Origin of the sequence: Citrobacter sp. Cpo045 (assembly GCF_030332875.1) — a bacterium.
Taxonomy (GTDB): domain Bacteria; phylum Pseudomonadota; class Gammaproteobacteria; order Enterobacterales; family Enterobacteriaceae; genus Citrobacter; species Citrobacter portucalensis.
In genome coordinates, this window is record NZ_JAOWGZ010000076.1 from 125,324 (window position 1) to 151,813 (window position 26,490).

The following is a 26,490-nucleotide window of genomic DNA, read 5'->3' on the forward strand; positions in this document are numbered from 1 at the left end:
ATTTATCAAGGTGGGCTCCCCTATAATAAATTACAGGGATAGACTATCTGCACGAAAGATGTAAAAAGGGATTGGTAATGGAAGAAAGCAGCATTCTGCTTCAGTTAAAAAATGTCGCATGGCAGGCAGGGGCGACGCAGGTTCTTAATAACATCTGTTTTGATCTCCACGCCGGAGAATTTAAGCTGATTACCGGCCAGTCCGGCTGCGGTAAAAGTACGTTACTCAAGATAGTCGCGTCGTTAATTAGCCCGAGTTCTGGTGAAATCCTTTTTGAGGGTAAGGAGATATCAACGCTTAAGCCTGAAGCTTATCGCCAGCAGGTCTCTTATTGCGCGCAAACGCCCGCTTTGTTTGGTGACACCGTTTACGACAATCTCATTTTCCCCTGGCAAATTCGCGACAAACGTCCGGATCCGGATGTGTTTCTGGCCGATCTGGCCCGCTTTGAGTTACCCGAGACGATCCTCAAAAAAAATATCAATGAGCTATCCGGCGGCGAAAAGCAGCGCGTCTCGTTAATTCGTAATTTGCAGTTTCTGCCGAAAATTCTGCTGCTTGATGAAATCACCAGCGCGCTGGATGAATCCAACAAGCGTAATGTGAACGAATTAATTCACCACTATGTTCGCGATAAGAATATTGCTGTGCTGTGGGTGACGCATGACAAAGATGAAATTGATCATGCGGATAACGTCATAACCCTTCAACCGCACGCCGGTGAAATGCAGGAAGTAAGTAATGAACGAGCATAATATTACCAATGAATCCCTGGCGTTAGCGATGATGCTGGTGGTGGTCGCGATACTGATCAGCAACAAAGAAAAGCTGGCGCTGGAAAAAGATATTCTCTGGAGCGTTTGCCGGGCAGTGGTTCAGCTTATTATCGTGGGCTACGTGCTGAAATATATTTTCGGCGTCAACCATAGCATTCTGACCTTATTGATGGTGCTGTTTATCTGCTTTAACGCGGCCTATAACGCGCAAAAACGCAGTAAATATATTGATAAAGCTTTTCTCTCGTCGTTTATTGCTATTACGGTGGGAGCGGGGCTAACGCTTTCGGTGCTGGTTCTTTCAGGCTCTATCGAGTTCACGCCGATGCAGGTCATCCCGATCTCCGGCATGATTGCAGGCAATGCGATGGTGGCGGTGGGGCTGTGTTACAACAATTTGGGGCAGCGGTTTAACAGCGAGCAGCAGCAAATTCAGGAAAAACTCAGCCTCGGCGCAACGCCGAAGGTGGCTTCTGCACCGCTTATTCGCGACAGCATTCGCGCCTCGCTGATCCCGACGATTGATTCAGCGAAGACCGTAGGACTGGTTAGTTTACCGGGAATGATGTCAGGACTGATCTTTGCAGGTATTGACCCGGTAAAAGCAATTAAGTATCAGATTATGGTGACGTTTATGCTGCTATCAACCGCCAGCCTGTCGACCATTATCGCCTGCTACTTAACCTATCGAAAATTCTATAACTCACGTCACCAATTAGTGGTAACGCCATTAAAGAAACCGTGATGTGATGCCGTATGGCGGCTACCGCCATATCCGGCCGACGGGAATGAGGTGTTGGTTGTGTTTGTAAGCCCGATAAGCGTAGCGCCATCGGGCATGATGAACCAATTAGTACAACAGCGCGTACAGCTGGCGGCGATACTTCGAGGCCAGCGCATCACCGGTACCCAGTGCGGCAAGGATCTCCTGGAAAGTCTTACGTGCCTGACCATCGGCAGCCGTAAGATCTTTCTTCAGGTGGCTGAACAGTAATTCCAGCGACTCTTCGTTGCGCCCGACCTGGTGCAATTGAATAGCCAACTGTGTTGCCAGCGCCGCATCCTGTGGATTGCTGGCGACCTGCTGCTGCAACTGTTGGATTTCCGGTGTATCAGCGGCCTGCTTCAGCAGTTCGATCTGTGCCACCAGTCCCTGATAACGGGTATCCTGATCCTGCAACGGAATGGTTTTCAGTACCGCTTCGGCTTCATCAGAACGGTTCAGGGCGATTTGCGTTTCCGCCAGCAGCAGACCGATTTCGCTGCTCTGGTTGGAGATCTGCCAGGCTTCTTTCAGCAGCGGCAGCGCATCCGCGTGATTACCAGCTTCGATGAATTCGATAGCCTGGCGTGCTTTCAGCTCTTCTTCGCTCGGCAGCACTTTCTCCAGCAGCGCGCGAATAACCTCTTCCGGTTGCGGGCCCTGGAATCCATCTACCGGCTGACCGTTCTGGAACAGATAAACCGTAGGGATCGCGCGCAGACCAAACTGGGAGGCGATCATCTGCTCGGCGTCGCAGTCCAGCTTAGCGAGAATAAACTGACCGCTATACTGGGCGGCAAGGTTCTCCAGTACCGGCGTTAATTGCAGACAATGCTGGCTGCGCTCAGACCAAAAATAGAACAGGACCGGCGTGGTCATCGACTGTTCGAGGGTCTGCTGTAGGTTCGATTCGTTAATGTTAACAATATTCTGTGTGGACATGGAGTTACTCTCTTTTGTCGATTTCTTGTTACATGGGGGCTGACGCGCGAGCTTCAACTCAACCCTGTAAAATTTTGTCCATTATGCGGCCTGGCAACAGGCGTTTAAGCAGCATCACTGCCCAGGTCACCAGCGTAACCGGATAACGTAGCTTTGGTTTATCGCTCTCAAACGCATGACGCACTTTGGCGACAACCGCTTCTGGTCCCAGCGTAAAACGCGCGGCAATGCCGGGATTTTCAACGGGAGCATCGCTCTGGGTCTGGTTGACGTTTTCGGTAAAGCGGGTACGGATGGGGCCGGGTTCAATCAGGCTGACCTTAATCCCGCTGTGGCGCAGTTCCATACGCAGTGCGTCGGACCAGGCTTCCAGTGCATATTTGCTGGCGGCATAGGCGCCGCGTCCCGGCGTTGAGATCAATCCCATCACCGATGAGGTCATCACAATGCGCCCTTCGCCGTGGGGTAGCATGGCAGGTAACAGGCGCATGGTAAGTTGATGTGCGCCAAAGAAGTTGGCGGAAAACTGCTGTTCCATCTGTTCACGGCTGATGGTGGGCAGGGGACCATAGACACCGTATCCGGCGTTGTTAAAGATCCCATATAAACGATTATCGGTCAGGGCGATCACTTCATCGGCGGCACGATCCACGCTTTCGGGTGAATCCAGATCCAGCAACACGCCAGTGAATCCCATGCTGTTCATACGCGCGACATCGTCAGGTTTGCGACAGCCTGCCAGAATTTTAAAACCCTGGCGCTTTAGCTCAAGCGCACTTTCCAGGCCGATTCCGCTGGAACATCCTGTTATTAAGACCGATTTTTGCATAACTTTACCTGTCAGGATCTCCGTTGAATTACGAGTCGTGATTTACTATATCCGTCATACTTCAAGTTGTCTGCGCGTTGGCTATGCTCGCTCACCCCAGTCACATAGTTATCTATGCTCCTGGGAACTCTCTCACTTGCCGCCTTCATACAACTCGAATTATTTAGGATAGAAAAGGGGTGAGATGTTGCGCCATCCAGTCGGCGATAAACGGCTGGGCGTCACGGTTAGGATGAATACCATCATCCTGCATCCACTGGGGTTTCAGATAAACCTCTTCCATGAAAAATGGCAGCAGAGGGATATCAAACTCTTTGGCGAGCTTTGGATAAATCGCGCTAAAGGTTTCATTATAACGGCGACCGTAGTTTGCCGGCAGACGAATTTGCATCAGCAGTGGTTCGGCATTTGCCGCTTTCACGTCCTGCAAAATTGTTCGCAGGGTTTGTTCGGTTTGCGCAGGTGCGAAGCCGCGCAGGCCGTCGTTGCCGCCAAGTTCGACCAGCACCCAGCGCGGCTGGTGCTGCTTGAGTAATGCAGGCAGACGGGCCAGACCTTGCTGCGAGGTGTCGCCGCTAATGCTGGCATTCACCACCGGCGTTTTGGTTTGCCATTTATCATTAAGTAGCGCAGGCCACGCGGCGCTGGCGGACATTCGGTATCCGGCGCTCAGGCTGTCACCCAGAATTAATAACGTGTCCGCAGCGGCGGCGCGGAAAGTTAACAGGACCAGGAACAGGAAAGGCCAATGCCAGCGGAAAACATTGTTGAAGTTCATCATCTTAAGAAATCCGTCGGTCAGGGTGATCATGAGCTATCCATCCTTACCGGAGTTGAACTGGTTGTCAAACGCGCCGAGACCATTGCGTTGATTGGCGAGTCGGGATCGGGGAAATCCACGCTGCTGGCGATCCTCGCCGGGCTTGACGATGGCACCAGCGGTGAAGTCAGCCTGGTGGGGCAGGCGCTGCACACCATGGACGAAGAAGCCCGGGCGCAGCTGCGGGCGCGGCACGTGGGTTTTGTCTTCCAGTCATTCATGTTAATTCCGACCCTCAACGCGCTGGAAAACGTCGAACTGCCCGCGCTGTTGCGCGGCGAAAATAGCGGAAAAAGTCGTGACGGGGCAAAAACGCTGTTGGAACAACTGGGACTGGGAAAACGTCTTGATCATCTTCCGGCCCAGCTTTCCGGCGGGGAGCAGCAGCGCGTGGCGCTGGCGCGAGCGTTTAACGGTCGCCCTGACGTGCTGTTTGCCGATGAACCAACGGGCAACCTCGATCGCCAGACCGGAGACAAAATAGCCGACCTGTTGTTTTCTCTGAACCGGGAACACGGCACCACCCTGATTCTGGTGACGCATGACCCGCAGTTGGCGGCGCGTTGCGACAGGCGCTTACGTCTGGTGAATGGACAGTTGCAGGAGGAGGCATGATTGCACGCTGGTTCTGGCGCGAATGGCGCTCGCCTTCATTACTGATTGTCTGGCTGGCGCTGAGCCTGGCGGTAGCCTGTGTGCTGGCGCTGGGCAATATCAGCGATCGTATGGAAAAAGGGCTGAGCCAGCAAAGCCGTGAGTTCATGGCGGGCGATCGGTCACTACAAAGTTCGCGTACCGTGCCGAAAGCGTGGATTGACGAGGCGCGACAGCGTGGCCTGAAGGTGGGCGAACAGCTCACCTTTGCCACCATGACTTTTGCCCGGGATACGCCGCAGCTGGCGAACGTCAAAGCGGTAGATGATGTGTATCCGATGTACGGCACGCTGCAAACCAACCCGCCGGGACTGAAACCGCAGCCGGGCTCGGTGCTGCTGGCCCCACGTCTGATGGCGCTACTCAACTTAAAAGTCGGTGATTCCATCGACGTTGGCGATGCCACGCTGCGTATTGCCGGGGAGGTGGTGCAGGAGCCGGACTCTGGTTTTAATCCGTTCCAGATAGCACCGCGTCTGATGATGAACATGGCGGATGTCGAAAAAACGGCGGCGGTCCAGCCGGGAAGCCGCGTGACCTGGCGCTATAAATTTGGCGGGACGCCATCGCAACTGGAAGCCTATGAAAAGTGGCTGCTGCCACAGTTAAAGCCTGAACAGCGCTGGTATGGGCTGGAGCAGGATGAAGGGGCGCTGGGGAAATCACTTGAGCGTTCGCAACAGTTCTTGCTGCTGTCGGCGCTGTTAACGCTGTTGCTAGCGGTCGCCGCGGTTGCCGTGGCTATGAGCCATTATTGCCGCAGCCGTTACGATCTGGTGGCTATTCTGAAAACGCTCGGTGCGGGCAGAGCGCAACTGCGCAGGCTGATTGTTGGTCAATGGCTGATGGTGCTGGCGCTGTCTGGCGTGACCGGCGGACTATTCGGACTGTTATTCGAGCGCGTGCTGGTGCTGCTGCTCAAGCCGGTTCTGCCTGGAGAACTACCGCCTGCCAGCCCCTGGCCGTGGTTATGGGCACTAGGCACCATGACGGTGATTTCGCTATTGGTGGGGTTACGCCCTTACCGCCTGCTGCTGGCGACGCAGCCGCTGCGGGTGCTGCGCCGTGACGTGGTGGCAAACGTCTGGCCCCTGAAGTTTTATTTGCCGGTGGTAGTGATAGTCGTGATTGCACTGCTTGCTGGACTGATGGGCGGAAGTTCGCTGCTGTGGGCGGTACTGGCTGGTGCGGTGGTACTGGCGCTGTTGTGCGGGGTGCTCGGCTGGATGCTGCTCAACGTGCTGCGTGGTCTGACGCTCTCCTCACTGCCGCTGCGTTTGGCGGTCAGTCGACTGTTACGCCAGCCGTGGTCAACGCTCAGCCAGCTATCGGCATTTTCGCTTTCCTTTATGCTGCTGGCGCTGCTGCTGGTACTGCGCGGCGATCTGCTCGACCGATGGCAGCAGCAAATGCCGCCGGAAAGCCCGAACTATTTCCTGATCAACATTGCCACCGAGCAGGTGGTTCCGCTGAAGGCTTTCTTGTCTGAGCATCAGGTGATCCCGGAATCGTTCTATCCGATTGTGCGGGCGCGTCTGACGGCGATCAATGAGAAGCCGACCGAAGGCAATCAGGATGAGGCGCTGAACCGCGAGCTTAACCTGACCTGGCAGGATACCCGACCGGATCATAACCCGATAACCGCCGGAAGCTGGCCGCCAAAAGCGGGCGAAGTATCGATGGAAGAGGGGTTAGCGAAACGGCTGAACGTCAAACTCGGCGATCGGGTGACTTTTATGGGCGATACCCAGGATTTCAGCGCCACGGTCAGCAGTCTGCGCAAAGTGGACTGGGAAAGCCTGCGGCCCAACTTCTTCTTTATCTTCCCCTCCGGCGCGCTGGATGCTCAGCCGCAAAGCTGGTTAACCAGCTTTCGCTGGGAGAACGGCAACGGCATGCTAACGCAGCTTAACCGCGAATTCCCGACCATCAGCCTGCTGGATATTGGCGCCATCCTCAAACAGGTGAGCCAGGTGCTGGATCAGGTGAGCCGCGCACTGGAGGTGATGGTGGTACTGGTCACCGCCTGTGGCATGCTGCTGCTATTGGCGCAGGTCCAGGTCGGGATGCGTCAGCGTCATCAGGAGTTGGTGGTCTGGCGCACGCTGGGAGCAGGTAAGAAGCTGCTGCGTACCACGCTGTGGTGCGAGTTCGCCATGCTCGGGATGGTTGCCGGACTGGTGGCGGCCATCGGTGCGGAAACAGCGTTGGCGGTACTGCAAACCAAAGTGTTTGATTTCCCGTGGGAGCCAGACTGGCGACTGTGGGTAGTATTACCATTTAGTGGAGCATTGCTGCTCTCTTTATGCGGCGGATGGCTCGGTTCACGTCTGCTAAAAGGTAAAGCGCTGTTCCGTCAGTTCAGTAGTTAATTCATATTCGTGATGATTACGCACCGGTTTTAAAATCGGTGCGTCTTTTTTTCTATGTAGCACAAATTGATAACTCCTTGATATTTAACAGCACAGAACAATAAAAACCCAACAACACGAGAGTATTAATAAACGTTAATATTTGTGTGCTGAATAATTGGCAGGCTATCTATCAAGGTATAAATAATGACTATAAAAAAAACAGCGCTGGCGGTATCGATCGGCGCAGCAGTGGCATTAACGACTTTCGCTTCACAGGCGGAAATCACGGTCCTGAAACAAGATCCGCAGGCGGGCAACCCGCTGAGCCGTCTTAACTTCACCGTCGGCGGCAGTATTCGTCCGCAGTTCCAGAATATGGCCGGTGACGATGGTAAGAATGGCTACAAACGTAATGGCTTCGATGGCGGTACACGTTTCCGCTTCGCCGCTGACTACTATCTGTTTGATGATATCAGTTGGGTGAGCTACTACGAGCTGGGTGTTAACTTCCCGGCGATGTTCAACTGGGATAACCACTACGCTGACGGTGCCAACGATACCACGCGTCGTATGCTGTACACCGGTCTGAAGAGTGCAACCTGGGGTACGCTGACCTTCGGTCAACAGAACAGCATTTACTATGATGTAGTCGGTGCGAAAACGGATATCTGGGACTATGACATGATCGGTCAGGCGCCAGGTAACGGTATTAATGGCGACTATGATGGTTCCTATCGTACGCGTAAATCACTGAAGTATAAGAATACCGTTGGTGATGTGGATCTCTACGCCTCTTATCTGTTCAGTGATGATTACAACCCGAACAACGGTCTGCGCTACAAGCGTAAAGGCGGCGGCTCACTGGGTGTGGATTATCACATTACCGATGACCTGACCTGGGGTACGGCGTGGAACTACACTCGCGCGGAAATGCGTGGCAACACCAGCAAAACCTACGATCAAAACATCGTCGGTACCGCGCTGAGCTGGAAACCGGACAACTGGACCTTCTCGATGGGCGGCGGTTGGTATCAAAACTTCATGACCACCAAAAAAGTCTCTGTTAACGACTACTTTGCCGGTGACGCCTGGGGTCTGGAATACTTCGCCGGTTACACCTTCCCGGTGGGTCAATATGCGCTGAAATCCGTTCAGCCGTACTTTATGGGCGACCGTATTGAGTACGTGAATGGCCGTAACTATCTGCGTACCGACAACGGCGTGGGGATCAGCTTCCAGCTGGATTACGGTTTCCGTGTTGACTACGAACACGTCTTTACCTCCAGCACCGACAATCTGGGTGACATGAACCTGGTTCGTCTGCGTTACGACTTCTAATCGAACGCCTGCCGCCCGATACGCTTGCGCTTATCGGGCCTAAGAAAGCTGTTGTAGGCCGGATAAGGCACTTGTGCCGACATCCGGCTTTTTCATGCCTTCTTTCATTTAAAAACATACTCTGCAACATCATGAAATAATTTCAAGGACAGCAGGTTGTGATCTGTGTCATGTTAACAATCAGCCTGTTAACGGGCCAACAAGAACAACGCCGCAAGAACGGCGTGAGACATGACACCACAACGTTAAAATGGAGAGAATATGGGATTGCGTCAGAGTTTACGCGTCGCGACCGGGGCGCTGTTACTGGCCTGTGGATTACAGTTTGCTCATGCGAACAGTGACCCGCACACAATCGTGTTTGGCGTCGCGCCTGGGCCATACGGTGATATGGTGAAACAGGCCATTGCCCCCACGCTGAAAGAGAAAGGCTATAAGGTAGTGGTGCGCGAATTCAGCGATTACGTGCAGCCAAACATGGCGCTCTCCAACGGTAGCATTGATGCTAACCTGTTCCAGCATTCGCTCTATTTTGACAAATTCACCGCCGATAAAGGCCTGAAGCTGAGCAAGCTGATTGTGGTCCCGACGGCCGGGATGGGGTTTTACTCACATAAAATCAAAAGCCTGGATGAGTTGAAAAAAGGGGATGTGATCACGCTTTCCAACGATCCCACCAACCTGGCTCGCGGTCTGCGTTTCCTGCAGTCTATTGGCCTTATCACCATCAAAGACAATATTGATCCAACTAAAGCCTCCGAGCGCGATATCGCCAGCAATCCCAAAGGGCTGGTGTTTAAACCGCTGGAAGCGGCACAGCTGCCGCGTACGCTGGACGGTGTGACCGGTGCGCTGGTCAACGGTAACTTTGCCGTGGCGGCAAAAATGGATCTCGCCAGCGCCATCAAGCAGGAACACCTGGACGAAAATCTGAAAAATATCATCGCGGTACGCAGTGAAGATGCGGATAAACCGTTCGCAAAAGATATTGTTGAGGCGGTGAAATCTCCGGCGTATCGCGCGGTGATCGACGATCCGCAAAATATCTACAGCGCCTTCCAGAAACCGGAATGGATGTCGACAGCCCAATAATCGCTGCGCACAAGGGTTAACAGGGGCAGCGACGACTGCCCTTTTCGCATTTCTGAGGTGGCTATGATTGAGATTGAGAAAGTTTGCGTGGATTTTAGCGCAGGCCGAGGACCATCAACCCGGGCGGTTGATGACGTTAGCTTGCGCATTGGCGCAGGTGAGATATTTGGCATTGTCGGGACCAGCGGCGCGGGGAAAAGTACGCTGCTGCGCACCCTGAACGCCTTAACGCGTCCGAGCCAGGGAAGCGTGAAGGTGAACGGCGTAGAAATTTCCGCGCTGGAAGGGGGGCATCTACGTAAAGCCCGTCAGCGTATCGGTATGATTTTTCAACATTTTAACCTGATGCATACCCGTACCGTGGCGCAAAACGTCGCCTTTAGTCTGAAGGCTGCCGGATGGGAGCGCAGTAAAATTGGTCCGCGCGTGAGCGAAATCCTGGCGCTGGTGGGGCTGTCAGACAAGGCGAACCGCTTTCCGGTTCAGCTCAGCGGTGGGCAAAAGCAGCGTGTGGGTATTGCCCGCGCGATTGCCAATCACCCGGATGTGCTGCTGTGTGATGAACCTACCTCGGCGCTGGACCTCGAAACCTCAGCCACGATTCTGGCGTTGCTTAAGCAGATCAACCAACAGTTGGGGATCACGATCGTGCTGATCACTCACGAGATGAACGTGATCAAATCGATTTGCGATCGCGTGGCGGTAATGTCCGGCGGCAAGGTGGTGGAGTCTGGTGAGGTGTTTGACGTTTTTGCTCACCCGCAGCACGCGTTCACGCAGCAGCTGGTGTCGCATACCCTCAATTTGACGCTGCCCGAGCGTCTGCGCCAGCATCTGCCTGGTCAGTTGCTAAAAATTCTGTTCATCGGCGATTCGGCGGAACAGCCGGTGTTGTCAGAAGTCGCGGTTAAATTTGGCGTGGCGGTGAACATTCTGCACGGCAAAATTGAATATATTGGCGAACGTGCGCTGGGGATTCTGGTCGTGCAACTGACCGCGCCGCATAACCCTTCAGCGGTGGAAGTCGCCGTGGAACATATTCGTCAACGTACTGCACAGGTGGAGGTGATTCGTGGATGATTTATTGCCGGATTTGACGCTGGCGTTTAATGAAACCTTCCAGATGCTGAGCATCTCTACGGTGCTGGCAATTATTGGTGGTCTGCCGCTCGGTTTTCTGATTTTCGTCACCGACCGGCATTTATTCTGGCAAAACCGTTTTGTGTATCTGCTCAGCTCCGTGCTGGTGAATATCATTCGTTCGGTACCGTTTGTGATCCTGCTGGTCCTGCTGCTGCCGCTAACCCAGTTTTTGCTCGGGAATACCATTGGCCCGATTGCGGCGTCGGTCCCGCTCTCGGTGGCGGCAATCGCTTTCTATGCCCGTCTGGTTGATAGCGCGTTACGTGAAGTCGATAAAGGCATTATTGAAGCGGCGGAAGCGTTTGGTGCCAGCCCGATGCGCATCATCTGCACCGTTCTGTTACCTGAAGCGAGCGCGGGTCTGCTGCGTGGGTTGACGATAACGTTGGTGAGTCTGATCGGTTACTCCGCGATGGCCGGGATCGTTGGCGGCGGTGGAGTCGGCGACCTGGCGATTCGCTTTGGTTATTACCGCTACGAAACCCAGGTCATGATCGTCACCGTGGTGGCGCTGATTATTTTGGTGCAGGTCGTTCAGGTGCTGGGTGACTGGCTGGCAAAACGCGCAGATAAGCGCGACAGACACTGATCACTGTGCGTTAAGCCACTCGGCAACGTCGTGCCATGTGCCGCGAAAAACGATTTTCGCGGCTTTCTTTTCCAGCTGATAACGATACATCGGGTCGTAATACTCATTGAGCAACGGCACCAGCCAGCCCATATGGGCGTCGGTGCTGCCCGTTGCCTGCTGTTCGCGCAGAGCCTCGTCGAGCAGGGTGGTCAGCTCGGCAAAACGTTGTAAACCCAGACGACGGCGGATAGCAAACAGGCCGTGGTGCAGATACTCGCTGTACTCCTGCCAGCCCTGGCTCTCGCCATAAGCGTGGGTAAAATCGTGGTGCATCTTCACGAAATACTCTTCGCGTAGTCGCTCCAGACGACGCTCAAAAGGATCGTCCACCACCGCAATTGATGCCTGGGTCATGCGCTCGCGCAGGCATTCGGGCAGATGATTAGCCCCAATCATGCGGCCTTCATCTTCCAGTACCCACAGACGTAAATCTTGACGGCTATCGGTTTTGAGCATTTCAACCGCCAGCAGGTTTTCAAAACTCGCCTGACTCAATTGAGGTTCAACGGTGCGCCCAAACGAGGAGCCGCGATGGTGCGCCAGACCTTCGAGATCCACACCGTTTGGCTGCTGTTGCACCAGCTGCGTTTTACCGTTCCCGGTACAGCCGCCAATTAAGACGATCGGCTTTTGCACTAATTCTTCAGTCAGCTGTATCACTGCCTGGCGCAGGGCTTTGTAACCGCCTTTAATCAGCGGATAGTCAATACCGGACTCATGCAGCCACTGCTGCACAATATGCGAACGCTGACCGCCGCGCGCGCAGCATAAATAGCCTGCAGGATTTTGACGGCAGGCGTCCTGCCAGGCCCGCATTCTCTGTTGGCGGGTCTCACCCGAGACCAGTTGATGGCCGAGCGCGAGGGCGGCTTCGGGTCCCTGACGTTTATAACAGGTCCCAACGGCGGCACGTTCGTCATCGTTCATTAAGGGAAGGTTGATTGCGCCCGGCATTGCGCCCTGCTGAAATTCCACGGGGGCGCGTACATCGATTAAAGGCGTACCGGCGAGCAAAATTGCGCGGTAGTCCGTTCCATCGTTCATGTTTGATCCTGAAAATACAAAACAGCAATGGAGGGGATTTTACGCGCCAGAGGAGGGGCCGGGGAAGGATAAAATCAACTCCCCGGCATTATTGGCTTATTTCAGCTTTGACTGCGCCCAGATAATACCGCTGGCATATTCCGGCGGTAGCAGGGGGATAAGCGCTTCCAGCGTTGCGCTAAGGCGCGCGGTATCGCTGTCGCTCAGGTTCAGGTGACCCACCTTACGCCCTTCACGCACCTCTTTGTCATACCAGTGCAGATGCACCAGCGGCAGCTTCAGCCAGTCGTAGTTCAGGTCGCTACCAATCAGGTTTACCATCACCGAAGGGTGGTTCACCACCGGCGTCGGTAATGGCAGGTTGGTAATGGCACGTAGATGCAACTCAAACTGGCTGATGCTGGCGCCGTTTTGCGTCCAGTGGCCACTGTTGTGCACGCGCGGAGCCAGTTCGTTAATCAGCAGACCTTCCGGGGTGATGAAACACTCCATCGCCATCACGCCGACATAGCCCAGCTCCTGCATGATGGCAGAGAGCATTGCTTCAGCCTGTTCCTGCTGTCTGGCGTTAGCCTGCGGGAATACCACGCTGGTGCGCAGAATGCCATCCTGATGGAGGTTATGGGTCAGCGGATAGAAAACGGTGCTGCCGTCGTGCGCACGAGCGCCAACCAGTGAGACTTCTCCGGAGAAGTTGATTCCCCGCTCGACGATGCACTCGCCGTAGCAGTCGTCCGGCAGTTGCTCAGTTTCATTTGCGCGCAAGCGCCACTGTCCACGTCCGTCGTAGCCGCCGACGCGACGTTTCACAATCGCCAGCTCGCCAAGTTTGTCGAATACCGCAGACCATTCGCTTTTATCTGCCAGTAGCTGCCACGGCGCGGTCGCCAGACCGAGCTTGTCAAAAAGCTGCTTTTGCGTCAGACGGTCGGCAATAATCGGGAAGACGTCGCGGTTAACAAACGCCGGGTGGCGTGCCAGTTCGCGGGTGAGTGCCGTTTCCGGCCAGCGCTCAATCTCAGCAGTGATCACGCTTTGCTGAAAAGGGACCGCAGCCGGTTCAGCGTCCAGCCCGACGGGCCAGACCGCTATGCCCAGTGGCTCACCGGCCTGGCGCAGCATGCGCCCTAGCTGTCCGTTGCCAAGTACGCAGACCTGCTTCATGCGACACCTCGCGGGTCCGGGTTCTCCAGCACCTCATCGGTTTGCGCTTTGCGCCAGTCATGCAGACGCTGATGCAGTTCTTTATCGTGTGTAGCCAGAATTTGTGCTGCCAGCAGGGCCGCATTTGCCGCGCCCGCTTTGCCGATAGCCAGCGTGCCGACCGGAATACCGCGCGGCATTTGAACGATAGAGTAGAGGCTATCTACGCCGCTCAGCGCTGCGCTTTGCACCGGGACGCCTAAAACAGGCACCAGCGTTTTCGCCGCAATCATGCCAGGCAAATGCGCTGCGCCACCGGCCCCGGCAATAATCACCTGATAACCGTTCTCTTCAGCGCTTTCGGCGAAGCTAAACAGTTTGTCTGGGGTGCGGTGGGCGGAGACGACTTCAACATGATGCGGAACGTCCAGGATTTCGAAGATTTCGGCGGCGAACTGCATGGTAGCCCAGTCGCTTTTGGACCCCATCACGATGGCGACACGCGCCGGATTATTGCGGGAAGACATGCGTCTGAAAACTCCTGTGGTGCACTACACTCGACTTTTGAGGCCACAGAGAATAGCATAATTCACCGCCAAGGAAAACGATTGCGCGCTTTGCACTTCACTCTTCAAGCAGCCTCTTTGTTGGCTGCATCTGCTCACCCCAGTCACTTACTTTTGTAAGCTCCAGGGGACTCACAGATTTGCCGCCTCGATGCAACTCGAATAGTTTTGTGTAAAGAGGAACTGGGTATCTGCAGAATTAAAACGGAAAGGCGATCAGTTCAACGTCGTCAGGGGTGACTTTGATCATCGAACCTTCGGTGTGCCATGCGCCTAATACCACGCGGAAAGCGGGTTGCTCATTGGCCGTAAGTTCGTGGACGGCAGGGCGGTGGGTATGGCCGTGAATTAACCACTGAACCTGATGTTTTTCCATCTCGCTAATCACGGCCTGCTGATTCACATCCATGATTTCCAGAGATTTGGTGTTGTTGGCTGCTTTACTGTTGGCACGCATTTTCGCAGCGATTCGCTGGCGAACGAACAGCGGCAGAGCGAGGAACAGCTTCTGTAACCAGGGTTGATGCACTTTGGCGCGAAATGCCTGATAGCCTGCGTCGTCGGTGCATAAGGTGTCGCCATGCATGATCAGCACCTTGCGGCCATACAGGTTGAGCACTTTTTCTTCGGGAAGCAAGGTCATGCCGCTCGCACGGGCAAAACGTTTACCGAGCAGAAAATCACGGTTGCCGTGAATAAAAAAGCAGGGAACGCCGGAATCAGTCAGTGATTTTATCGCCGCGGCCATTTCACGATGCAGCGGATTAGGATCGTCGTCGCCAATCCAGGCTTCAAACAGGTCGCCAAGAATGTATAGCGCATCGGCCTTTCGCGCATCACCGGCTAAAAAACGCAGAAAACCGGCGGTAATCGCCGGTTCTTCTGTGCAGAGGTGAAGATCTGCAATAAACAGTGTCGCCACGATTACTCGCTGACGGTCACGTTTTCGATGATAACGTCTTCTTTTGGCACATCCTGATGCATACCGCTGCGACCAGTGGAAACGCCTTTGATTTTATCAACCACGTCCATGCCTTCAACAACTTCAGCGAACACGCAGTAACCCCAACCCTGCATGCTTTCGCCGGAGAAGTTCAGGAAGTCGTTGTCTGCAACGTTGATGAAGAACTGTGCGGTTGCGGAGTGCGGAGCCTGAGTACGCGCCATCGCCAGCGTACCACGGGTATTTTTCAGACCGTTGTTCGCTTCGTTTTTGATCGCTTCTTTCGTGGCTTTTTGCTTCATGCCTGGCTCGAAACCGCCGCCCTGGATCATGAAACCGTTAATAACACGGTGGAAAATGGTGTTGTTGTAAAAACCTTCGCGGCAGTAGTCCAGGAAGTTTTTAACTGTTTCAGGCGCTTTATCATCAAACGTTTTGATTACGATATCGCCGTGATTAGTGTGGAAAGTAACCATTTTTGCATCCTGTTCCGATAGATTGGTGCTTCGACCCCGTCAAGGGTCAGAGTTAGGGGTGTGTTATAGCATAACCGCAAGCTGCGATCACCTCGCAAAGTGTGCTGCTTCCGGTCTAAATTATGGGTATTATACAGACTTTACTATCCACACACGTCTACACGGAATCTTCGATGTTAAAAATCTTTAATACACTGACGCGCCAAAAAGAGGAATTCAAACCTATTCATGCCGGGGAAGTCGGCATGTACGTGTGTGGTATTACCGTTTACGATCTCTGTCATATTGGCCACGGACGTACCTTCGTTTCTTTCGACGTCGTTGCGCGTTATCTGCGCTTCCTCGGCTATAAGCTGAAGTATGTGCGCAACATTACCGATATCGATGACAAAATCATCAAGCGCGCGAATGAAAACGGCGAAAGCTTTGTGGCGTTGGTCGACAGAATGATCGCGGAAATGCACAGCGATTTCGATGCGCTGAATATTCTGCGCCCGGATCTGGAGCCGCGTGCTACGCACCATATCGCTGAAATTATCGAAATCACTGAACAACTGATTGCCAAAGGTCACGCTTACGTTGCTGATAACGGCGACGTGATGTTCGACGTGCCGACTGACCCGAACTACGGCCAGCTGTCGCGCCAGGATCTGGATCAGCTGCAGGCAGGCGCACGCGTTGACGTGGTTGATGTGAAACGCAACCCGATGGACTTCGTGCTGTGGAAAATGTCCAAAGAAGGCGAGCCGAGCTGGCCGTCTCCGTGGGGCGCGGGCCGTCCGGGCTGGCACATCGAATGTTCGGCGATGAACTGCAAACAGCTGGGCAACCATTTCGATATTCACGGCGGCGGTTCGGACCTGATGTTCCCGCACCATGAAAACGAAATCGCTCAGTCCACCTGTGCACATGACGGTGAGTACGTTAATTACTGGATGCATTCCGGGATGGTGATGGTTGACCGCGAGAAAATGTCCAAATCGCTGGGCAACTTCTTTACCGTTCGCGACGTGCTGAAATACTACGACGCCGAAACCATCCGCTACTTCCTGATGTCTGGTCATTACCGTAGCCAGTTAAACTACAGCGAAGAGAACCTCAAGCAGGCGCGTTCTGCGCTGGAGCGTCTGTATACCGCGCTGCGTGGCACCGACAAATCCGTTGCGCCAGCCGGTGGCGAAGCCTTTGAAGCGCGCTTTATTGAAGCGATGGACGACGACTTCAACACCCCGGAAGCCTACTCCGTACTGTTTGATATGGCACGTGAGGTTAACCGTCTGAAGGGTGAAGATATGGCGGCGGCTAACGGCATGGCTGCGCATCTGCGTAAGCTTTCCAGCGTACTGGGCCTGCTGGAACAGGATCCAGAAGCGTTCCTGCAAAGCGGTGCGCAGGCGGATGACGGTGAAGTTGCTGAAATTGAAGCGTTAATCCAACAGCGTCTGGATGCCCGTAAGGCGAAAGACTGGGCGGCAGCTGACGCCGCGCGTGACCGTCTCAACGAGATGGGCATCGTGCTGGAAGACGGCCCGCAGGGTACCACCTGGCGTCGTAAGTAACTCTGTAATGCCCGGTGGCGCTTACGCTTACCGGGCCGTGTAGGCCGGATAAGACGCATCGCGTCGTATCCGGCAGATTAATGTTTCCGATACCACCACAGCACACCCATCATTACGATTCCCGGCAGCCATACCCACATCAACTCCGACATGATCACCTGATGCCCGTACGGCGTGGCATAGCGTGATAGCGCAAACGGGGCGACTTTAATCACCTGCCATGGTGCGAAGAAGCGTTCATCCGACCACGGCCACAGCCAGCCGACGCCTTTGCCGCCGGTGGTGACAGAATCCAGCAGACTGTGCGACAGCAGTGAAACCGTCAGGAATAGCCAGCAGCGAATCAATCCCGCCTTAAACCATCGTCGGCCAATCAAGACGCAGAGCAGCGGTACCACGAAGGCGAACAGCAGTGAGTGGGTAAATCCCCGGTGGCCAAACACATTGCCGTAGGCGACGCCGAACTTAAATGACAACACGTCGGCATCTGGCAGCATGGCCAGAACGACGCCAGCAAACAGTAATCGTGGGGGGATGACTTTAAGTCCGAGACCTAACCCTAAACAGAGCGGAACGGCCGCGTGGGTAACGATAGTGGGCATGATGATCGCTTCGTATGGAAAAACAACATGCTATCAGTTCACTGTGAAGTGGGGATGAAGTCATTATCTGAAAACGAGAGGGGGAAGTGGCCGGATACGGTGTTAACCTCATCCGGCACTTAGGGTCACGCCACGACGTTAATGCTGTGGCCTTCAAAGCTGACGGTCTGTCCGGCAACGATTTTGCAGCGTTTACGCGTTTCAACAACGCCATCGACCTTCACTAACCCTTCGCCAATAGCAATTTTTGCCTGGGCGCCACTTTCGCTCCAGCCTTCCAGCTTCAGCAAATCGCAGAGTTCAACGTGTGGGTGTTTACCCAGTGAAAATGTGGCCATCTTAAACGTCCTTTACATCATGATATTCAACACACGCCTGCAGCGTGTTTTCGATAAGTGTGGCGACCGTCATTGGTCCTACGCCGCCGGGGACCGGCGTGATATATGACGCTCGTGCGGCCGCATCGTCAAAGACCACATCGCCAACAACCTTACCATTCTCCAGACGGTTGATGCCGACATCAATCACAATCGCACCTTCTTTGATCCACTCACCAGGAATAAAGCCCGGTTTACCGACGGCAACAATCAGCAGGTCAGCATTTTCTACGTGGCGGCGCAGATCTTTGGTGAATCGGTGGGTGACGGTGGTGGTGCAGCCAGCCAGCAGTAGCTCCATACTCATTGGGCGACCGACAATATTCGAGGCGCCAATGACCACGGCATTCAGACCGTAGGTATCGATGTTGTAACGCTCAAGCAGGGTAACAATACCGCGCGGAGTACATGGGCGCAGGCGCGGCGCGCGCTGGCACAGACGACCGACGTTATACGGGTGGAAACCGTCAACGTCTTTATCCGGTGCAATACGTTCCAGCACTTTCACGTTGTCGATACCCGCCGGCAACGGCAGTTGTACCAGGATACCGTCGATGGTGGTATCTGCATTGAGCGTATCGATCAGCTCAAGAAGCTCCGCCTCGCTGGTGGTTTCAGGCAGGTCATAGGAGCGGGAGACAAACCCCACTTCGTCACAGGCTTTGCGTTTACTCGCAACATAAATCTGCGAAGCCGGGTTGCTACCTACCAGCACAACAGCCAGGCCTGGGGCGCGTAATCCAGCCGCTAAACGCGCCTGAACTTTTTGAGCAACCTCAGAGCGCACCTGCTGCGCAATCGTTTTACCGTCAATAATCTTTGCTGCCATCAGAGAGAGAATTCCGTCTGTTACGTTAAACCGAAGGGGATGTCACTATTTTGTCAGAAGCGGGGCGTGCTGTCAGTTTTCGTTTGCGTTTTTACGTGCGATAACGGGTGCCATGGTCAGAGCATGGGATCAGCACAGAGGCTGAAGTCCTCCGGATAATTAATGAGCATGCGAATTAAAATTAACGTGAATGAAACAATTCATCACCCTGGTGTTTTCAGGGGTAATGCGCCATAAACCAGTCTGTTACGTACCTTTATGGGAGCATTTAAGTAATATTCACCCAGATTTTTCTTAGGTCCCAATAAGAATTGGCCAGGGTCAATAAAAGGATTTGCAGGTATTTTTCATTAATTGAAATGTTTAATTTAACCCTGTGACGAATAGTCATATTCGCGAAGATTAATTAGTGAATCAAATACTCAGGAGAGTTGGGGTAAAAGGTTAGCTAATTCTCTTGCGATATATATCTTTACAGGATGCAGAGATAATTAGCCTGACATTTAATGTCGATAATGATTCAAACGGATCCCGCAGGATGCCGGAGCCGGATGTGTGTAATTCAAGGGAAATCCATGAAACGTAAATTAATGACCTCTTCTGTTATTGCCAGCCTGATGTTAGTTGCAGGTGCAGCGGTTGCAGCCGATCCGGTAAGCGTTAGCGGCGGTACTGTGCATTTTGAAGGTGAACTGGTCAATGCAGCCTGTGCAGTCAGTACTCAGTCATCCGATCAGGTTGTCACCTTAGGCCAGTATCGTACCGCCAGTTTTACCGCAGTTGGCGATACAACTGCGCAAATTCCGTTCTCAATCGTGCTGAACGACTGTGACCCGAAAGTTGCCGCAACCGCAGCCGTGGCTTTCTCTGGTCAATCCGATATTACCAACAACAACCTGCTGGCTGTCACTTCTGCAGATAACGGTACCACTGCCAGCGGTGTCGGGATTGAGATCCTGGACAATACGTCCACCGCGCTGAAGCCGGATGGAGCTACCTTCTCTACCGCTCAGGCGCTGGTAGAAGGGACCAACACCCTACGTTTCTCTGCGCGTTACAAAGCCACAGCCACCAGCGCTACGCCGGGTCAGGCAAATGCCGACGCGACGTTCATCATGAAGTACGAATAAGCCGTTCTGATTTGCGCAAGGATGACGTTCGCCTCACTGGATGAGGCAATTTCCGGGGATGATGAAGGATGCGGCAGATGATAGGGAAAGGCGTGGCGCTGGCGGGAATGCTGTGCGTACTGCCTGTGTTTGCACATACGGTAATACTGGAAAGTGGCCGCCTTCACTTACGGGGGCAGCTCGTCAATGGTACCTGTTCGGTCGCTACCGACAGCCAAAATTTGCGGGTGCAAATGGGGCAGTATCGCACCAATGCTTTCTCCGGGACGGGAAGCTTTGCCTCGACCAGCGTGCCGTTTTCACTGCGCTTAACGTCATGCAGCTCCGATGTTTACGACCACGTTGGGATTGCGTTTGCAGGTGTGACACCAGCAGAAGATCCGCAGGTTTTTCTTGCCAGTGGTGATGCGTCTGCGGCTTCGGGGATCGGTCTGGCGTTATTTGATGAGCGCCAACGGCAAATTATTCCGAATGCGCTGCCGCTTCATTATGCACCGATTATAACGCAAGAGATGACGTTTCATTTCACTGCTCGTTATCGGGCTGTCTCGGAAAATATAACGCCGGGAACGCTTCATTCAGACGTGTGGTTTACGTTGGTTTATCCCTGATTAATTTCCCAACGATAATCACACCAAAGGTATTTGTAGCTATGTTTAATTATCTAAAATCAGGTTTTATCCTTTTACTGGCCTTATTTTCTGCTGCCAGTGTTCAGGCTGCCGGCGGTATTGCATTAGGCGCTACCCGCGTTATTTATCCAGCTGATGCCAAACAAACGTCCCTGTCTATTAGCAATAGTGATACCAAAGAACGTTACCTGGTCAATTCATGGATCGAGAATAGCTCAGGCGTTAAAGAAAAATCGTTTGTGGTTACGCCTCCGCTGTTCGTCAGCGAACCCAAAAGCGAAAACACGCTGCGTATCATCTATGCAGGTGTTCCGCTGCCCAAAGACCGTGAATCGCTGTTCTGGATGAATGTGAAAGCCATTCCGTCAGTCAATAAAAACAGCCTTGAGGGTAAAAACGTTCTGCAACTGGCGATTCTGTCCCGCATCAAGCTTTTTGTCCGTCCGAATAATCTGCCGCAAATTCCGGAAGATGCGCCCGGGATGCTGAAATTCTCCCGTACCGGCAACGGCAACCACCTGAAAATCAATAATCCGTCAGCGTATTACGTCACCTTGGTCAATCTCAACGTGGGGAAAACGAAGGTTGATAACGTGATGGTCGCGCCGAAAAGTGATGCGCAGGTCCTGCTACCAACGGGCGTTCAGGGCAACGTCACGTTCCAGACGGTCAATGATTATGGCGCCGTGACCCCGGCCCAAACGGTTAGCGTGCGTTGAGATAACGATGAATAAGACAACGTATTTTCCTGGCCTGTTACCGGGGGTTACGCCACCGCTGGCGGGGGTGGCGTTGTCCACGCTGGCGGCGCTCTTTCCCTCTTTAAGCCATGGGGAAAGCTATTTTAATCCGGCCTTTTTATCTGCGGATACGGCAACCGTGGCGGATTTATCACGTTTTGAAAAAGGCAATCATCAGCCTGAAGGCGTTTATCGCGTGGATATCTGGCGCAACGATGAGTTTGTTGCCACTCAGGATATTCGTTTTACGAGCAGTGCGGGAAAAGCCGGGGAGAAGTCTGGTGGGCTGATGCCGTGTTTTGGACTCGACTGGGTGAAGCGCCTTGGCGTCAATATCACCGCATTTCCGGCACTCAGTAAGGATCCGAACGATACCTGCATCAATCTACCTGAGGCGATTCCAGGCAGTGAGATTGCATTTGATTTTTCTACCCTGCGCTTGAACGTCAGCCTGCCGCAGGCGTCGCTGTTAAACAGCGCGCGTGGCTATATTCCGCCGGAGGAGTGGGATGAAGGGATCCCGGCTGCGCTGGTCAACTACAGCTTTACCGGCAGCCGCGGCAGTGACACTGACAGCTATTTCTTAAGTATGCTCAGTGGCCTGAACTATGGCCCCTGGCGCTTGAGAAATAACGGCGCATGGAGCTATTCCAAAGGTGACGGATACCACTCACAAAGCTGGAAAAATATCGGTACATGGCTTCAGCGCGCGATTATCCCGCTGAAGGGTGAACTGGTGATGGGCGACAGCAACACCGGCAACGACGTTTTTGACAGCGTCGGGTTTCGCGGGGCGCGGCTCTATTCCTCAGACAGTATGTATCCCGACAGCTTACAGGGCTACGCGCCAACCGTTCGCGGTATTGCGCGTACCGCAGCGAAACTGACCATTCGTCAGAATGGCTATGTGATTTATCAAAGCTATGTTTCACCGGGCGCTTTTTCGATAACCGATCTCAACCCGACGTCATCCAGCGGTGACCTTGAGGTGACGGTGGACGAAAAGGACGGCAGCCAGCAGCGCTATACGGTGCCGTACTCCACGGTTCCCTTGTTACAACGAGAAGGGCGTTTCAAATACGACGTGGTTGCCGGGGATTTTCGCAGCGGCAATAGCCAGCAATCTTCACCATTCTTTTTCCAGGGAACATTAATTGCCGGGTTACCAGAAGGCTACACCGCTTATGGCGGTACGCAGCTGGCCTCACGTTACACCGCGGTAGTTTTAGGCACTGGCCGAAACCTGGGGGACTGGGGGGCGGTTTCTGTGGATTTAACCCATGCGCGCAGTCAATTGGCGGATGACAGTACGCATCAGGGGCAGTCTTTGCGTTTTCTGTATGCAAAATCGCTGAACAACTTTGGTACAAACTTCCAACTGTTGGGATATCGCTACTCAACGCGCGGTTTCTATACCCTCGACGATGTCGCGTATCGCAGCATGGAAGGGTATGAGTATGAATACGACAGCGAAGGCAATCGCCACGACGTGCCCGATGTGAAGAGTTACCACAACCTGAGTTACAGCAAAAAGGGCCGCTTCCAGATTAACATTTCGCAGAACCTGAGAGACTACGGCTCGCTGTATGTTTCGGGGAGTCAGCAAACGTACTGGAATACCTCAGACACCAATACCTGGTATCAGGTGGGCTATGCCAGCGGCTGGCAGGGAATTAGCTATTCACTCTCCTGGTCGTGGAATGAATCGGTAGGCATCTCCGACACCGACCGTATTCTGGCATTCAATATGTCAGTGCCGTTCAGCCTGCTAAGCGGACGGCGCTACTCGCGTGATAACGCACTCGATCGCACCTACGCCACTTTTAATGCCAACCGCAACAGCAACGGACAAAACAGCTGGCAGAGCGGGATCGGCGGTACATTACTGGATGGACGCAACCTGAGCTACAGCGTGAATCAGGGGCACAGCAGCACCAACGGTTACAGCGGAAACGCCAGCGCCAACTGGCAGGCGGCTTATGGCACGCTGGGCGTGGGATACAACTACGATCGCGATCAACATGACTATAACTGGCAGCTCTCCGGCGGCGTGGTGGGGCATGCGGACGGTATTACCCTCAGTCAGCCGCTGGGGGACACCAATGTGCTGGTTAAAGCACCTGGCGCGCAGGGTGTGCGGATAGAAAACCAGACCGGCGTGCAAACCGACTGGCGCGGATACGCGGTGATGCCGTATGCCACCGTTTATCGCTATAACCGCGTCGCGTTAGATACCAATTCAATGAACAACAATACCGATGTGGAAAATAACGTTAGCAGCGTCGTGCCAACGCAAGGGGCATTGGTGCGAGCAGCGTTTGATACACGTATCGGTGTGCGGGCGCTGATAACCGCGAAATATGCAGGTAAACCTGTGCCATTTGGATCCGTTGTGCGTGAAAACACCAGCGGCGTGACCAGTATGGTGGGCGAAGACGGGCAAATCTACCTGAGCGGCTTGCCGCTAAAAGGCGAATTGCTGATCCAATGGGGGGAAAGCGCTAACGCTCGCTGCGTGGCGCACTATGCCTTGCCTGAGGAGAGTCTGAAACAGGCGGTGACGCTCACGAACGTGACGTGCGAATCTCCAACGGCACGACAGGAATAATACGATGAAACGACAAACAGGTTTGTTACTGGGAAGCGCTTTACTGCTGATGGCTCATTCGTCCTGGGCTACGGTCTGTCAAAACTCGAATGGCACACCAACGGATGTTTTTTACGATCTGTCGAACGTCTTTAACAGCAGCAATAATCAGCCGGGGCAGGTGGTGACGTTACCGGAAAAATCGGGCTGGGTTGGCGTTAATGCCACCTGTCCGGCTGGGACAACGGTGAATTACACCTATCGAAGCTATGTCACTGAACTTCCGGTTCAAAGTACCGAGGGTGGTTTTCAGTATCTGAAGCTCAATGACTACCTGCTGGGGGCCATGAGCATCACCGACAGCTATGCCGGGTTGTTTTATCCTCCGCGAAATTATATCCGTATGGGCGTTGACTCGAACGTTTCGAAGCAGAAGCCTTTTGGCGTACAGGATTCAAACCTGGTGTTTAAACTCAAAGTGATCCGCTCGTTTATTAACATGGTGCCGATCCCGCGCCAGACCATGTTCAGAGTCTATGTCACGACCAGTACCGGAGATGCGCTAAGTACGCCGGTTTATACCATCAGCTACAGCGGTAAGGTGGAGGTTCCACAAAACTGTGAGGTGAACGCAGGGCAGATTGTCGAGTTTGATTTTGGCGATATTGGCGCATCGTTGTTCAGCAAGGCGGGGGCAGGAAACCGTCCCGAAGGCATTAATCCGCAGACCAAAACGGTGGCGATAAAATGCACCAACGTCGCTGCACAGGCCTACTTAACCATGCGGGTAGAGGCCGAGAAAGCCTCCGGGCAAATGATGGTATCGGACAATCCTGACTTAGGGTTCATTGTCGCCGACAAAACCGGTAGACCGCTGACGCCCAATAATCTGTCCAGCACGATCCCATTTCAACTGGATGATAACGCCGCGGCAAACGTGAGTATTCGGACTTGGCCGGTCAGCGTGACGGGGAATAAACCTACCGAAGGGCCTTTTACTGCCCGTGGCTATCTGCGAGTAGATTATGACTAACAAGCAAACGCCAACTTCATGGGCGCTTCTGGTGATGCTGCCCATACTGACATTCAGCTCGTTGTGCCATGCGGCCTCATCGCTGGGCGAAATCAATATTGAACTGCGCGGAAACGTGGTGGACTTTACCTGTGCGGTGATTGCCAGCGACAGCAATAAGTCGGTTGAATTGGGCACCTGGCCAACAAAGCAGTTACAGACCAGCGGGGATACTACCCAACCAGTCGCGTTTACGCTGAAGCTGGAAGGCTGCCCGCCGGGATCCGCGTCAATAACGTTTTCTGGTACTCCGGCCCCCGGTACGACGTTGCTGGCGCTTGATGACGCGGTGATGGCGCAAAAGGTGGCGATCGAACTGCATGACAGTGACCGTACGCGATTACCGCTCGAGCAGGCCAGCCAAACCGTAGGGATTGATGAGAACGGCAATGCCACGCTGACCTTTTTCGCCAACTATATCGCGTTAGCAGACGGGGTTCAGCCAGGCCTCGCCAGGGCCGATGCCACATTTATGATTAACTATAACTAATAAATGCGCGGATAAAACGCTCCCGAACGAAGTCTCGCCGGGAGTGCTATTACATTAATTCATGCATTTTTGCGTAATCGATCAGCTCAACGATAGTATGTAAGCCGAGTTTGGCGTAGATGTTAGCTTTGTGAGCACTAATCGTTTTATTGCTGAGTAACAGCTGTTCAGCAATTTCCTTATTAGAAAGGCCATTTGCCAGATAACGCAAAACCGTAACTTCGCGATTAGAGAGCGGCATGTCATTCAATACACCTTTTTTCATATTTATATTGTTAATGAAGTTAAGGGTGTCTGAAGGGAAAAAAGAATATCCCGATAAAATCATTTTTACCGCATTGTAGATATCATTCAAATCCTTTCGTTTACTGACAAAACCATTTGCACCGGCCCGGATAGCACGCCCGGCATAAAAAGACTCCGATTTGGAGGAGAGAAACAGCACCCGAGTATTCTCCTGCAGAGACTTTATTCTCTTGAGTAATGTAAATCCATCTGAACCAGGTAGTTCAATATCCAGAATGACAAGATCGACAGGGTAAGTGCGCAGGTGCTCTATTGCCGTACGGCTGTCATCGGTCTTCAACACAACCTGAATATTACTGTTTTTTTCAAGTAGTACTTCTATCGACATTCTGACAATAGGGTGTTCGTCCATAATGATAACGGATGCTGGTTTCATTGTTGTATGCCTCAAACTGTATGCGTATCTTGATAATTTTATAAAACATCAGGCGTTATAATATTGTCAAATAGCCAAGGGTTGTTCTGAGGGAGAGTCGAATAAATATTATTTCATCCTTGTTTATTCGGTTGCTCTTCTACAGAACAATGAATTTGTGGAAAATCCATTTCACACTGGGAAAACTAACAATTAATCAGAAAACTATGGGGATTATACCTGCTCTGTTCTTTCGGAAAAGGCTTACAACATTCAGGTTGTTAATGTCAGTTAGGA

27 protein-coding genes are annotated in these 26,490 nt (G+C 53.3%); 15 read left to right on the forward strand and 12 right to left on the reverse strand.

From position 1 onward, the window contains the following. Window positions 1-77: 77 nt before the first annotated feature. Both fetA and fetB read left to right on the forward strand, forming a co-directional pair. Window positions 78-755, forward strand: coding sequence for an iron efflux ABC transporter ATP-binding subunit FetA (fetA, locus tag OGY13_RS04310; RefSeq protein WP_057067790.1), 678 nt, complete (start codon window positions 78-80; stop codon window positions 753-755). After that, window positions 742-1,521 carry an iron efflux ABC transporter permease subunit FetB gene (gene fetB / locus OGY13_RS04315; protein WP_008783989.1) on the forward strand — a complete coding sequence of 260 codons (780 nt, stop codon included), beginning with the start codon at window positions 742-744 and terminating at the stop codon, window positions 1,519-1,521. The genes fetA and fetB overlap by 14 nt, the downstream gene beginning before the upstream one ends. Before the next feature lie 105 nt (window positions 1,522-1,626). Here the strand turns inward: fetB and OGY13_RS04320 are convergent, their stop codons facing one another. The 3 genes from OGY13_RS04320 to tesA all read right to left on the reverse strand — a co-directional run bounded on the left by OGY13_RS04320 (window position 1,627) and on the right by tesA (window position 4,088). Then, a complete protein-coding gene (locus OGY13_RS04320) occupies window positions 1,627-2,481 on the reverse strand; it encodes a co-chaperone YbbN (RefSeq protein ID WP_250153112.1) in 855 nt (284 codons plus the stop codon). A 58-nt stretch (window positions 2,482-2,539) separates the two neighbouring features. Continuing rightward, on the reverse strand, window positions 2,540-3,310 hold the full coding sequence (locus tag OGY13_RS04325) for an SDR family oxidoreductase (RefSeq protein WP_213752439.1): 771 nt from the start codon (window positions 3,308-3,310) through the stop codon (window positions 2,540-2,542). Window positions 3,311-3,473: 163 nt separating this feature from the next. Further along, a complete protein-coding gene (gene tesA / locus OGY13_RS04330) occupies window positions 3,474-4,088 on the reverse strand; it encodes a multifunctional acyl-CoA thioesterase I/protease I/lysophospholipase L1 (protein ID WP_043015448.1) in 615 nt (204 codons plus the stop codon). Between tesA and ybbA the strand changes: the two genes are divergently transcribed. From ybbA to OGY13_RS04360, 6 genes are all read left to right on the forward strand, one after another. Then, window positions 4,059-4,745, forward strand: a complete 687-nt coding sequence (gene ybbA, locus OGY13_RS04335; RefSeq protein ID WP_008783992.1) for a putative ABC transporter ATP-binding protein YbbA — start codon at window positions 4,059-4,061, stop codon at window positions 4,743-4,745. The genes tesA and ybbA overlap by 30 nt on opposite strands. Then, window positions 4,742-7,156: a putative ABC transporter permease subunit YbbP gene (gene ybbP, locus OGY13_RS04340; protein WP_213752438.1), complete on the forward strand. Its 2,415-nt coding sequence runs from the start codon at window positions 4,742-4,744 to the stop codon at window positions 7,154-7,156. Before ybbA ends, ybbP begins: the two co-directional genes overlap by 4 nt. Before the next feature lie 186 nt (window positions 7,157-7,342). Next, window positions 7,343-8,476 (forward strand): porin, encoded by a 1,134-nt coding sequence (locus OGY13_RS04345; RefSeq protein WP_008783995.1) that lies wholly within the window; start codon window positions 7,343-7,345, stop codon window positions 8,474-8,476. Window positions 8,477-8,737: 261 nt separating this feature from the next. Next, a complete protein-coding gene (locus tag OGY13_RS04350; RefSeq protein ID WP_003831083.1) occupies window positions 8,738-9,568 on the forward strand; it encodes a MetQ/NlpA family ABC transporter substrate-binding protein in 831 nt (276 codons plus the stop codon). 63 nt (window positions 9,569-9,631) lie between these two features. Then, window positions 9,632-10,648, forward strand: coding sequence for a virulence-associated ABC transporter ATP-binding protein SfbB (sfbB, locus tag OGY13_RS04355; protein ID WP_032942581.1), 1,017 nt, complete (start codon window positions 9,632-9,634; stop codon window positions 10,646-10,648). Continuing rightward, window positions 10,641-11,300: a methionine ABC transporter permease gene (locus OGY13_RS04360; protein ID WP_003831085.1), complete on the forward strand. Its 660-nt coding sequence runs from the start codon at window positions 10,641-10,643 to the stop codon at window positions 11,298-11,300. Before sfbB ends, OGY13_RS04360 begins: the two co-directional genes overlap by 8 nt. Here the strand turns inward: OGY13_RS04360 and mnmH are convergent, their stop codons facing one another. The 5 genes from mnmH to ppiB all read right to left on the reverse strand — a co-directional run bounded on the left by mnmH (window position 11,301) and on the right by ppiB (window position 15,514). Then, window positions 11,301-12,386, reverse strand: a complete 1,086-nt coding sequence (gene mnmH, locus OGY13_RS04365; protein ID WP_186413640.1) for a tRNA 2-selenouridine(34) synthase MnmH — start codon at window positions 12,384-12,386, stop codon at window positions 11,301-11,303. 96 nt (window positions 12,387-12,482) lie between these two features. Beyond that, a complete protein-coding gene (gene purK / locus OGY13_RS04370) occupies window positions 12,483-13,550 on the reverse strand; it encodes a 5-(carboxyamino)imidazole ribonucleotide synthase (RefSeq protein ID WP_008783999.1) in 1,068 nt (355 codons plus the stop codon). Then, window positions 13,547-14,056: a 5-(carboxyamino)imidazole ribonucleotide mutase gene (gene purE, locus OGY13_RS04375; protein WP_008784000.1), complete on the reverse strand. Its 510-nt coding sequence runs from the start codon at window positions 14,054-14,056 to the stop codon at window positions 13,547-13,549. Before purE ends, purK begins: the two co-directional genes overlap by 4 nt. Window positions 14,057-14,294: 238 nt before the next feature. Further along, a complete protein-coding gene (gene lpxH / locus OGY13_RS04380) occupies window positions 14,295-15,017 on the reverse strand; it encodes a UDP-2,3-diacylglucosamine diphosphatase (protein ID WP_100272817.1) in 723 nt (240 codons plus the stop codon). A 2-nt stretch (window positions 15,018-15,019) separates the two neighbouring features. Then, window positions 15,020-15,514, reverse strand: coding sequence for a peptidylprolyl isomerase B (ppiB, locus tag OGY13_RS04385; RefSeq protein WP_003021875.1), 495 nt, complete (start codon window positions 15,512-15,514; stop codon window positions 15,020-15,022). A 173-nt stretch (window positions 15,515-15,687) separates the two neighbouring features. Between ppiB and cysS the strand changes: the two genes are divergently transcribed. Then, entirely contained in the window at window positions 15,688-17,073 is a 1,386-nt protein-coding gene (gene cysS, locus OGY13_RS04390; RefSeq protein ID WP_003831109.1) for a cysteine--tRNA ligase, read from the forward strand. A 77-nt stretch (window positions 17,074-17,150) separates the two neighbouring features. Here the strand turns inward: cysS and OGY13_RS04395 are convergent, their stop codons facing one another. From OGY13_RS04395 to folD, 3 genes are all read right to left on the reverse strand, one after another. After that, a complete protein-coding gene (locus OGY13_RS04395) occupies window positions 17,151-17,675 on the reverse strand; it encodes a metal-dependent hydrolase (protein ID WP_003831110.1) in 525 nt (174 codons plus the stop codon). Window positions 17,676-17,800: 125 nt separating this feature from the next. After that, window positions 17,801-18,013: a ribosome-associated protein YbcJ gene (gene ybcJ / locus OGY13_RS04400; RefSeq protein WP_003831111.1), complete on the reverse strand. Its 213-nt coding sequence runs from the start codon at window positions 18,011-18,013 to the stop codon at window positions 17,801-17,803. 1 nt (window position 18,014) lies between these two features. Further along, a complete protein-coding gene (folD, locus tag OGY13_RS04405; RefSeq protein ID WP_003831112.1) occupies window positions 18,015-18,881 on the reverse strand; it encodes a bifunctional methylenetetrahydrofolate dehydrogenase/methenyltetrahydrofolate cyclohydrolase FolD in 867 nt (288 codons plus the stop codon). A 575-nt stretch (window positions 18,882-19,456) separates the two neighbouring features. Between folD and fimA the strand changes: the two genes are divergently transcribed. From fimA to sfmF, 6 genes are all read left to right on the forward strand, one after another. Next, window positions 19,457-20,011 carry a type 1 fimbrial major subunit FimA gene (gene fimA / locus OGY13_RS04410; protein WP_032934356.1) on the forward strand — a complete coding sequence of 185 codons (555 nt, stop codon included), beginning with the start codon at window positions 19,457-19,459 and terminating at the stop codon, window positions 20,009-20,011. Between the two features lie 77 nt (window positions 20,012-20,088). After that, window positions 20,089-20,622, forward strand: a complete 534-nt coding sequence (fimI, locus tag OGY13_RS04415) for a type 1 fimbrial protein subunit FimI (protein WP_286637542.1) — start codon at window positions 20,089-20,091, stop codon at window positions 20,620-20,622. Window positions 20,623-20,663: 41 nt separating this feature from the next. Beyond that, entirely contained in the window at window positions 20,664-21,362 is a 699-nt protein-coding gene (gene fimC / locus OGY13_RS04420; RefSeq protein ID WP_213752437.1) for a type 1 fimbria chaperone FimC, read from the forward strand. A 7-nt stretch (window positions 21,363-21,369) separates the two neighbouring features. Beyond that, entirely contained in the window at window positions 21,370-23,991 is a 2,622-nt protein-coding gene (locus OGY13_RS04425; RefSeq protein ID WP_213752436.1) for a fimbrial biogenesis usher protein, read from the forward strand. 4 nt (window positions 23,992-23,995) lie between these two features. Beyond that, window positions 23,996-25,003, forward strand: coding sequence for a type 1 fimbria D-mannose specific adhesin FimH (gene fimH / locus OGY13_RS04430; protein ID WP_048214757.1), 1,008 nt, complete (start codon window positions 23,996-23,998; stop codon window positions 25,001-25,003). Between the two features lie 34 nt (window positions 25,004-25,037). Next, window positions 25,038-25,532: a fimbria assembly protein gene (sfmF, locus tag OGY13_RS04435; RefSeq protein WP_187392937.1), complete on the forward strand. Its 495-nt coding sequence runs from the start codon at window positions 25,038-25,040 to the stop codon at window positions 25,530-25,532. A 49-nt stretch (window positions 25,533-25,581) separates the two neighbouring features. On the opposite strand, the gene fimZ is transcribed toward sfmF, so the two are convergent. Continuing rightward, window positions 25,582-26,214 carry a fimbria biosynthesis transcriptional regulator FimZ gene (gene fimZ, locus OGY13_RS04440; RefSeq protein ID WP_003831119.1) on the reverse strand — a complete coding sequence of 211 codons (633 nt, stop codon included), beginning with the start codon at window positions 26,212-26,214 and terminating at the stop codon, window positions 25,582-25,584. Between the last annotated feature and the right edge of the window lie 276 nt (window positions 26,215-26,490).

What these genes read in the sequence shown, in the direction of transcription:
- fetB (WP_008783989.1), top strand. Translation starts at nt 742, where the DNA reads ATGAACGAGCATAATATTACCAATGAATCCCTGGCGTTAGCGATGATG.
- ybcJ (WP_003831111.1), bottom strand. Translation starts at nt 18,013, where the DNA reads ATGGCCACATTTTCACTGGGTAAACACCCACACGTTGAACTCTGCGAT.
- fimA (WP_032934356.1), top strand. Translation starts at nt 19,457, where the DNA reads ATGAAACGTAAATTAATGACCTCTTCTGTTATTGCCAGCCTGATGTTA.
- OGY13_RS04320 (WP_250153112.1), bottom strand. Translation starts at nt 2,481, where the DNA reads ATGTCCACACAGAATATTGTTAACATTAACGAATCGAACCTACAGCAG.
- ybbA (WP_008783992.1), top strand. Translation starts at nt 4,059, where the DNA reads ATGCCAGCGGAAAACATTGTTGAAGTTCATCATCTTAAGAAATCCGTC.
- fimI (WP_286637542.1), top strand. Translation starts at nt 20,089, where the DNA reads ATGATAGGGAAAGGCGTGGCGCTGGCGGGAATGCTGTGCGTACTGCCT.
- fetA (WP_057067790.1), top strand. Translation starts at nt 78, where the DNA reads ATGGAAGAAAGCAGCATTCTGCTTCAGTTAAAAAATGTCGCATGGCAG.
- sfbB (WP_032942581.1), top strand. Translation starts at nt 9,632, where the DNA reads ATGATTGAGATTGAGAAAGTTTGCGTGGATTTTAGCGCAGGCCGAGGA.
- sfmF (WP_187392937.1), top strand. Translation starts at nt 25,038, where the DNA reads ATGCTGCCCATACTGACATTCAGCTCGTTGTGCCATGCGGCCTCATCG.
- OGY13_RS04350 (WP_003831083.1), top strand. Translation starts at nt 8,738, where the DNA reads ATGGGATTGCGTCAGAGTTTACGCGTCGCGACCGGGGCGCTGTTACTG.
- OGY13_RS04425 (WP_213752436.1), top strand. Translation starts at nt 21,370, where the DNA reads ATGAATAAGACAACGTATTTTCCTGGCCTGTTACCGGGGGTTACGCCA.
- ppiB (WP_003021875.1), bottom strand. Translation starts at nt 15,514, where the DNA reads ATGGTTACTTTCCACACTAATCACGGCGATATCGTAATCAAAACGTTT.
- OGY13_RS04345 (WP_008783995.1), top strand. Translation starts at nt 7,343, where the DNA reads ATGACTATAAAAAAAACAGCGCTGGCGGTATCGATCGGCGCAGCAGTG.
- fimC (WP_213752437.1), top strand. Translation starts at nt 20,664, where the DNA reads ATGTTTAATTATCTAAAATCAGGTTTTATCCTTTTACTGGCCTTATTT.
- OGY13_RS04395 (WP_003831110.1), bottom strand. Translation starts at nt 17,675, where the DNA reads ATGCCCACTATCGTTACCCACGCGGCCGTTCCGCTCTGTTTAGGGTTA.
- purE (WP_008784000.1), bottom strand. Translation starts at nt 14,056, where the DNA reads ATGTCTTCCCGCAATAATCCGGCGCGTGTCGCCATCGTGATGGGGTCC.
- mnmH (WP_186413640.1), bottom strand. Translation starts at nt 12,386, where the DNA reads ATGAACGATGGAACGGACTACCGCGCAATTTTGCTCGCCGGTACGCCT.
- tesA (WP_043015448.1), bottom strand. Translation starts at nt 4,088, where the DNA reads ATGAACTTCAACAATGTTTTCCGCTGGCATTGGCCTTTCCTGTTCCTG.
- OGY13_RS04325 (WP_213752439.1), bottom strand. Translation starts at nt 3,310, where the DNA reads ATGCAAAAATCGGTCTTAATAACAGGATGTTCCAGCGGAATCGGCCTG.
- fimZ (WP_003831119.1), bottom strand. Translation starts at nt 26,214, where the DNA reads ATGAAACCAGCATCCGTTATCATTATGGACGAACACCCTATTGTCAGA.
- ybbP (WP_213752438.1), top strand. Translation starts at nt 4,742, where the DNA reads ATGATTGCACGCTGGTTCTGGCGCGAATGGCGCTCGCCTTCATTACTG.
- folD (WP_003831112.1), bottom strand. Translation starts at nt 18,881, where the DNA reads ATGGCAGCAAAGATTATTGACGGTAAAACGATTGCGCAGCAGGTGCGC.
- purK (WP_008783999.1), bottom strand. Translation starts at nt 13,550, where the DNA reads ATGAAGCAGGTCTGCGTACTTGGCAACGGACAGCTAGGGCGCATGCTG.
- cysS (WP_003831109.1), top strand. Translation starts at nt 15,688, where the DNA reads ATGTTAAAAATCTTTAATACACTGACGCGCCAAAAAGAGGAATTCAAA.
- fimH (WP_048214757.1), top strand. Translation starts at nt 23,996, where the DNA reads ATGAAACGACAAACAGGTTTGTTACTGGGAAGCGCTTTACTGCTGATG.